The following is a 6512-nucleotide window of genomic DNA, read 5'->3' as shown; positions in this document are numbered from 1 at the left end:
TAGGTAGTACTGCTTTTTGTCGTTTGGCCATTTGGGTTCATCAAAGCACGCAAAGCCAGTTCCGGTATCAAAATTTATTTGTTTATTTGCACAGCCTAGTAAAAACAAGCTAATCAAAATTGTTAAGTATCTACGTGCTTTCATGCAAGTGCTCTAACGCTCAAAGCAGGCGTGCGTTTACGCATCGCCCTGCCTTTGCTTGTTATGTGCTTGAATTTAAAGCAGTACTATGTTCAATACTGCCAGCAATAAAACAAACGCCAACGAACAACCAGACTGTGCTAGCAACTATTTGCCAGATATCTACACCGGCGGCTGTAACAAATGTTGGAATACCAATTAACCCTCGCACTGCACAAAGCAGCGCGATGGTAATTAAAGCAGGTTTAACCAATGGAACCTTGCGAATTAAACCAACGGCTGAAAAAGCAAATACCGTACACGCAAACATTAAACCTGCAACGATTACGGTACCGACAGGTGCAAGCAAAGTACCTTGTTGGGCTGAATCTATAATTTGCTTAGGCGCTCGCGCAAAAGCAAACCAGCTTGGGCCGCCCCAAATGCAGAGCAGATGCCAGATAGCGGCAACCGACGCAATAACGCCACCGCTAATTAATAGTTTTGATTTAACACTAAAACTCAATACGAGCTCCATTCTGCTTTAGCACATAACGCCCAAATTTAGCGCGGAAAGCCGCGTAGCGGGTTGACGTCGCAGCCAGCGCTTTTTGCTGGCGATAAAATTTGCTTGTTATGTTTCACTCTGCACGCTCTACACACTTGAACAATAAGCTTGCTTCAGGCCATCCACCTAACGGTCGTGATTGCTTAGACTCCATATCAACTGTTTCTACAACTTTTCCCGATTTAGCACAAAAGGTTGCCGCATCACTGTATGCATTTTTTTGCAATGTATTTGAGTTTGTGAAACCTGTATCGCCTGTATATACAATTCTGTAAGCATCTTTTCCATCAGGGATGATACCGGAACTTGACACACATGCTGATAACGCTAAGCATGTGATAATCAAGCAGTGAGTTTTTAGTTGCTTCATGAAATACCACGCATTTTATTTTTCGAAATCTAAAATATTAAAACTCTCAGCAAATTCTTTAGCGATGACCAAGGGGTTTTGTCCATCCCTGTGTGCGTTTCTTAAAGGTTCATCATCCATTAAATCTACAACGCTTAAACCATCTTCATTCACTGCCAACTGAGGGTTCAATTTTGCCGATTCTGCTTTAAAATACTCATACCACTCCTCCCATGAAAGAGATAGCTGGTTCAAATCATCTGATAGATTTGACATTGATTTAATAAGATTAAAATTGTCTCTTGAAATCCACTGCTTATCTTTAGCAAGTAAATTAGTTAATTGCTCATAACTACAATCGAACTTTTCAATGGCCATTTGAACTTGTGCTACCCGAGATATTGCCTGAATATCGTGGACATTTTGCGGATCTATTTCATAATAGGTTGCCCCTTGAAAAATGCCCTTTAAAAGAAAGTACGCAACAAATAAAAGTGGTATTGCAAAGATATATAACAGAACTTCCAATCTACTTCTCCTTAAACATAACGCAAAGCTTTGGGGCGGCTGGAGCGCAGCGTAAGCCGTCCCAGCCACGACAGTGGCGACAATAGCGCCTTGTTATAGCTTACAAAGACAGTTGTAAACCAGCCAACTTAGCCAAAGCCTCTGGCTCTTCAATTTTGGCGACGACATGATTTCCTGAAACGACAATGCCCAAACTAGCAAAGCGTGTATCAAGGGACTCCCCATTTAAAGAGCGTCCAAATGCATACTCAAGATATATAACTTCACCAGCTCTAGCAGTTAAATCAAACTCCAGCAGCTTGAAACCAAACGCAGCTTTATTAACCAGTGCTGCTTTATATTGACCAGGCTCAATTTCTGACAGTATGTAACCTTTGCCTTTAACACAGCCGTGCTCCGTATTGTTCAATTGTAAAGCCAAGCATGTCGTGACACCGTCTTTTGACGCAGGATCTGGTTTTAATAGGTAGACTAACGCATTATTTTTTGGTGCCGCTTCGTGCTTTGAAAATTGTGGGCCACTTGCGTCCATTGAGGCGCAAGCCGAGAGTATGAGACAAAGCAAAGTAAGTAGTATGTTTCTAGTCATTTTTACACCAAAAGTTGAAAAGGCTATAACATTTTATTATTGTGCATGCTCGTTTTCTCATTTCCAATAGAAGAAACAACCTTCAGTATGCCTTTGTAAATTAAAAGTAATTTCAACTGCTTCACTTTCGCATTCCGGAAAAACGAGCATGCATTATATTTCCAGGGCTGTGCGTTATATTTCTGAACCCTGCTACGTAAGTACCTAATTTATAGCATGTAAATAAAATCAGCAATTAGCTTATGAGCAATGTTAACGGGATATCTGACCTGAAATGTCTCATCTTTCAGATAACACTGTATATAACAACATAAAACACCGCTGTTACTGAAGGTGATGATTAGCGCTAAAGTCAGAGCTAACCGCCTGGCTTACAATGTCACAGGTTACTGGCTAAATCACCTGCTGATACTGCTGCAAAAAATCTACAAAAGCGGTTACCCGGGCCGGGCGGAAGCGCCCTGGTGGATACACTGCATAAATACCGCCGCTGCTTAACGACCAATCGGGCAGTACCCTTGTCAGCGCACCTTGCTGCACCAGATCTTTTGCGCTGTAATCGGGTAGTACTCCAATACCGGCACCCGCCAGCATTAGCGCGGTAATGGTTTGCGTAGAGCTGCTTTTATAAGCGGCGGTTAACTGCACTTCCACTTGCTGTTTATTTTGCTGAAGTTGCCAGGTCAGGGGCTGGCGCAGGGCGGTAAAGGCGATAAATTCGTGCTGGCGTAGCTGCGAAGGGGCAGTGGGGATGCCTGCCTGCTGCAGATAGGCCGGTGCGGCCAGCAGCCACTGTTCAAAGTCAGCCAGTTTGCGCGCTGTCTGGCTGGAGTCGCGCAGCCAGCCGATGCGTATTGATAAATCGATGTTTTCTTTCACCGCGTCTTTTACCTGATCACTGCTTCGAAACTCAAACTCCAGCGCCGGGTGCTGGCGGCGAAAGGCGACTGCTGCCGGTGCCAGTTTACGGTTGGTGTAATCTTCCGGCGCGCTGACAACCAGTTTACCCTGCAGCACTTTGTCGCCGCTTTGCACACTTTGCAGTGCTTGTTGTAACTGCTCCAGCAGCGGCATGCAACTTTGCAACAGGTGCTCACCGGCACTGGTTAAACTGAGCTGGCGTGTGGTGCGCCGAAACAGCGCTGTGCCCAGTTGCTGCTCCAGCGCTTTTAGCTGCAGGCTAAGCGTGGTTTTACTGCAGCCAAGCTGCTCGGCTGCGGCGGTAAAGCTGCCGGCCTGCTGTAAGCGTTGCACCAGTTGTAAGCTATTCAGATCAAGTTGGTTTTGCATGATTGTTTTATTTTTTAAAACAGTGATTTTTATATTAGGTTATTTTTCGTTGTTAATCGAGCAGTGATAATGGCGCAGGTTTTCAATTGAGGAATACATGATGGAATTGGTTATCTTAGGCGCGTCAGGTTTTATCGGTTCGGCCATTACGGCAGAGGCTTTAAGCCGTGGTCATAAAGTGACGGCTGTGGTCAGCCGCCCCGAGCGTGTTACGCCGCAGGCCGGTTTGACAGTATTAGGGCTGGATATTAACGACACCGCCGCATTAACCAAAGTGCTGAGTAATAAAGCGGTTGTGATCAGTGCTTTTAGCGGCCATGCCCAGCAGGATGTTAAAGGCTATTATGTCGCGGCGTTTAACTCTGTGTATCAGGCTGCAGTTGCAGCTAACACGCCACGTTTGCTGGTGGTAGGTGGTGCGGCAACATTAAAACTACCTGATGATAGCCGTTTGCTCGATAGCCCGGATTTTCCTGCGGAATACCGTGCAACCGCTGAAGGTGCGGCAGAGGTACTGCAAAAACTGCAACAGCAAAGCGATATCAACTGGAGCTTTTTATCACCGGCGGCGGAGATTTTCCCCGGTGATAAAACGGGGCAGTACCGCTTAGGGCAGGATTATCTGCTGGCTGACCAGGATGGCCGCAGCCGTATTTCTACCGGCGATTATGCTGCTGCGATGCTCAATGAAGCAGAGCAACCGCAGCATCAGAACAAGCGCTTTAGCATCGCTTACTAAAGGGGCAGCGTAGTTAGCCGGTAGTGACCGCCTGCAAAGCGGCGCTGCGTTCTTGTTCGGTCAGGATCCCCACCAGCACAGTGCGCCGGCGCAGCTTTGTCATGCGCTCGCCACTGTCCAACAGCTCGCGGCGAAACAGCGCTGGGTCATCAATGCAGTCCAGAATACTGTGCCAGTGAATATAACCGCTGTGCCTGATTTGCCCGGCCTGATAACGCTGCTCAAGCCGCTGGCGCACATCAGCGATGCGCCAGGGTTCTGCCAGTAGCTTCTCTGCCATCACTTTATGCAGTTGCAGAATATGCTGGTCGGCCGCGGCAGGCTTGGTAACGCTGCGTTTTCGTATACCCTGATAAGGCATCGGCTTATTATTACCTTTGTCAAAAAACGCCGCCTATACGGGGCGTTTTATCGTTAGAATACGTTTGTATACGGCCGGGCATTATATCCTGGTTTGCAATCGCCGCTAGTTGAGCAGCTGGTTGACCCAGTTTAAGTAGAGCGGCAGCCCCAGCAGCACATTCAATGGAAACGTCAACCCAAGTGATGCCAGCAGCGCCAGGCCGATATCGGCATCCGGTACCGCCGCGCGGATAGCCGCCGGTGCTGCGATATAAGATGCGCTTGCCATCAGGCCCGCCAGCACCAGAATACTGCCGCCTGGCAACCCCAGCAGCAAACCAAGCGCTATACCAAACCAGGCCAGTACGAAAGGCGCCAGCAGGGCAAACAACATCAGGCGCCATTGTTTTAGCGGCAGCGGCGAGCAGACTTTGGCGGTACACAGGCCCATTTCCAGTAAGAACAGTGCCAGTAAGGTTTTAAAGCCGCCGAGCAATACCGGTGTAATAGCCGACAAGCCATCGTGACCATACAGATAACCAATTAACAGGCCGCCACCCAACAGCAGTACACCCCGGCTGGTCAGGGCTTCATGCAAAATGGCCAGCGAGCTGGTTTTACTGCCATTGAGGTAGCGGTAAAGCCACAGCATCGTCACTATGGCAGGCAGCTCCAGTAACACCAGATACAGCGTAGTTTGCGGCTCCATCGGCAGTTGGTGCTGGCTTGCCAGTGCAATAACGACTGCAAAGGTACCGGCACTGACCGAACCATAATGCGCAGCCACACTGGCAGCGTTGGCACTGCTCAGCTGCACCAGCTTACGAAGCAGCGGGTACAAAAGCAGCGGTAATGCCACACCGGTAGCCGCTATCAGCGCCAGCTCCGGCAAAATGGGCAGCAGTGGTACACCATGCAATGCCATGCCGCCTTTTAAGCCGAGCGTCAGCATCAACAATATCGATAAGGTTTCGTAGATAGGCAGTGGGACTTTGAGATCAGACTTAACCAGGCCGGCCAGCAGGCCAAGGGCGAAAAACGCAATTACAGCATCAGGCATGTTTATACTCCAGAAAAAAACGCCGCCAGTGTGCCGTAAGCGCACCATATTGCATAATTAATAATATAGCTGTTATATATAGATAATTATCTATATGTGCGGAGGGTTAAAAATGGATGTAAGGCAGTTAAGCTTTCGCCTGCTGCAGGTATATATCCGTGTGGTGCAACTGGGCAACATTTCTGCGGCTGCACGCGCGCTGCACCTGACACAGCCAACGGTGTCACTGCAGCTGAAAAAGCTGGCAGAGTTGGTAAAAGAGCCACTGTTGCAAAGCACGCCGGCGGGGCTGCAACCCACTGCCGCCGGCCAGGCGTTATATCAGGCGGCCTGTGATGTGTTGAGCCGGTTTGACGATCTGAACAGTGAGCTGAATGAGCTTGGCAGCGGCCGGCGTGGTCAGCTCAGTATTGCTGTTGTTAATACTGCGCAATACCTGATGCCGCGTATTCTGGGGCCGTTTTACCGTCAGTATCCGCAAATAGAAGTGACGCTGCATATCGGTAACCGTGCACATATTCTGAGCCGCTTCGAACAGCAACAGGATGATATCTACCTGTTTAGTCATCCACCCAGTGGTGAGCATGTGGTAGCAACCCCTATAGTGAAAAACCCGCTGCAGCTTATCGCCCCTTTGCAGCACTGGGCCAGCAAGCAACGCAATCTGCGGTTTGAGCAATTAAAGCAGGAACGGTTTTTATTGCGTGAAAGTGGCAGTGCCACCCGGCTGATGTTTGAAGCCTGGCTCAGCAGTCAGGGCATAGAGCTTAGTCACAGTATGCAAATTGAAAGTAACGAGGCAATACGGCTGAGTGTCGCGGCGGGGTTGGGATTATCTGTCATTTCCGGCCATACCTTGCTTGAAGGGCGGGAAAAACTGGCTGTGCTGGATGTACAGGGGTTTCCGCTAAACAGCCACTGGTATCT

The 6512-nt window shown here is 48.6% G+C and carries 9 protein-coding genes; 2 read left to right on the top strand and 7 right to left on the bottom strand.

Annotation, left to right across the window (positions count from 1 at the left end; all coding sequences use genetic code 11):
* Positions 1-202 precede the first annotated feature (202 nt).
* From VIN66_RS16110 to VIN66_RS16090, 5 genes are all read right to left on the bottom strand, one after another.
* Positions 203-646 carry a hypothetical protein gene (locus VIN66_RS16110; RefSeq protein WP_331924929.1) on the bottom strand — a complete coding sequence of 148 codons (444 nt, stop codon included), beginning with the start codon at positions 644-646 and terminating at the stop codon, positions 203-205.
* Positions 647-761: 115 nt separating this feature from the next.
* On the bottom strand, positions 762-1058 hold the full coding sequence (locus VIN66_RS16105) for a hypothetical protein (RefSeq protein ID WP_331924928.1): 297 nt from the start codon (positions 1056-1058) through the stop codon (positions 762-764).
* A 15-nt stretch (positions 1059-1073) separates the two neighbouring features.
* Positions 1074-1565, bottom strand: a complete 492-nt coding sequence (locus VIN66_RS16100) for a hypothetical protein (RefSeq protein WP_331924927.1) — start codon at positions 1563-1565, stop codon at positions 1074-1076.
* Between the two features lie 100 nt (positions 1566-1665).
* Positions 1666-2097: a DUF2846 domain-containing protein gene (locus tag VIN66_RS16095; protein WP_331924926.1), complete on the bottom strand. Its 432-nt coding sequence runs from the start codon at positions 2095-2097 to the stop codon at positions 1666-1668.
* A gap of 450 nt (positions 2098-2547) precedes the next feature.
* Positions 2548-3444 carry a LysR family transcriptional regulator gene (locus tag VIN66_RS16090; RefSeq protein ID WP_331924925.1) on the bottom strand — a complete coding sequence of 299 codons (897 nt, stop codon included), beginning with the start codon at positions 3442-3444 and terminating at the stop codon, positions 2548-2550.
* A gap of 97 nt (positions 3445-3541) precedes the next feature.
* On the opposite strand from VIN66_RS16090, the gene VIN66_RS16085 reads away from it, so the two are divergent.
* Positions 3542-4183, top strand: a complete 642-nt coding sequence (locus tag VIN66_RS16085) for an NAD(P)-dependent oxidoreductase (RefSeq protein WP_331924924.1) — start codon at positions 3542-3544, stop codon at positions 4181-4183.
* Positions 4184-4196: 13 nt separating this feature from the next.
* Here the strand turns inward: VIN66_RS16085 and VIN66_RS16080 are convergent, their stop codons facing one another.
* A complete protein-coding gene (locus tag VIN66_RS16080; protein WP_331924923.1) occupies positions 4197-4544 on the bottom strand; it encodes a hypothetical protein in 348 nt (115 codons plus the stop codon).
* A 105-nt stretch (positions 4545-4649) separates the two neighbouring features.
* Positions 4650-5585, bottom strand: coding sequence for a sodium-dependent bicarbonate transport family permease (locus VIN66_RS16075; protein WP_331924922.1), 936 nt, complete (start codon positions 5583-5585; stop codon positions 4650-4652).
* A gap of 112 nt (positions 5586-5697) precedes the next feature.
* On the opposite strand from VIN66_RS16075, the gene VIN66_RS16070 reads away from it, so the two are divergent.
* Positions 5698-6512 (top strand): LysR family transcriptional regulator (locus VIN66_RS16070; RefSeq protein ID WP_331924921.1); only part of this gene is annotated, 815 nt, incomplete at its 3' end.

Source organism: Rheinheimera sp. (assembly GCF_036568245.1).
Lineage (GTDB): Bacteria > Pseudomonadota > Gammaproteobacteria > Enterobacterales > Alteromonadaceae > Alishewanella.
Note: the sequence above shows the minus strand (reverse complement) of the source record. Positions and strands in the feature narration are given on the sequence as shown.

Coding starts and splice junctions, on each gene's coding strand:
- VIN66_RS16075 (WP_331924922.1), bottom strand. CDS start 5,585: ATGCCTGATGCTGTAATTGCGTTTTTCGCCCTTGGCCTGCTGGCCGGC.
- VIN66_RS16080 (WP_331924923.1), bottom strand. CDS start 4,544: ATGCCTTATCAGGGTATACGAAAACGCAGCGTTACCAAGCCTGCCGCG.
- VIN66_RS16095 (WP_331924926.1), bottom strand. CDS start 2,097: ATGGACGCAAGTGGCCCACAATTTTCAAAGCACGAAGCGGCACCAAAA.
- VIN66_RS16090 (WP_331924925.1), bottom strand. CDS start 3,444: ATGCAAAACCAACTTGATCTGAATAGCTTACAACTGGTGCAACGCTTA.
- VIN66_RS16105 (WP_331924928.1), bottom strand. CDS start 1,058: ATGAAGCAACTAAAAACTCACTGCTTGATTATCACATGCTTAGCGTTA.
- VIN66_RS16085 (WP_331924924.1), top strand. CDS start 3,542: ATGATGGAATTGGTTATCTTAGGCGCGTCAGGTTTTATCGGTTCGGCC.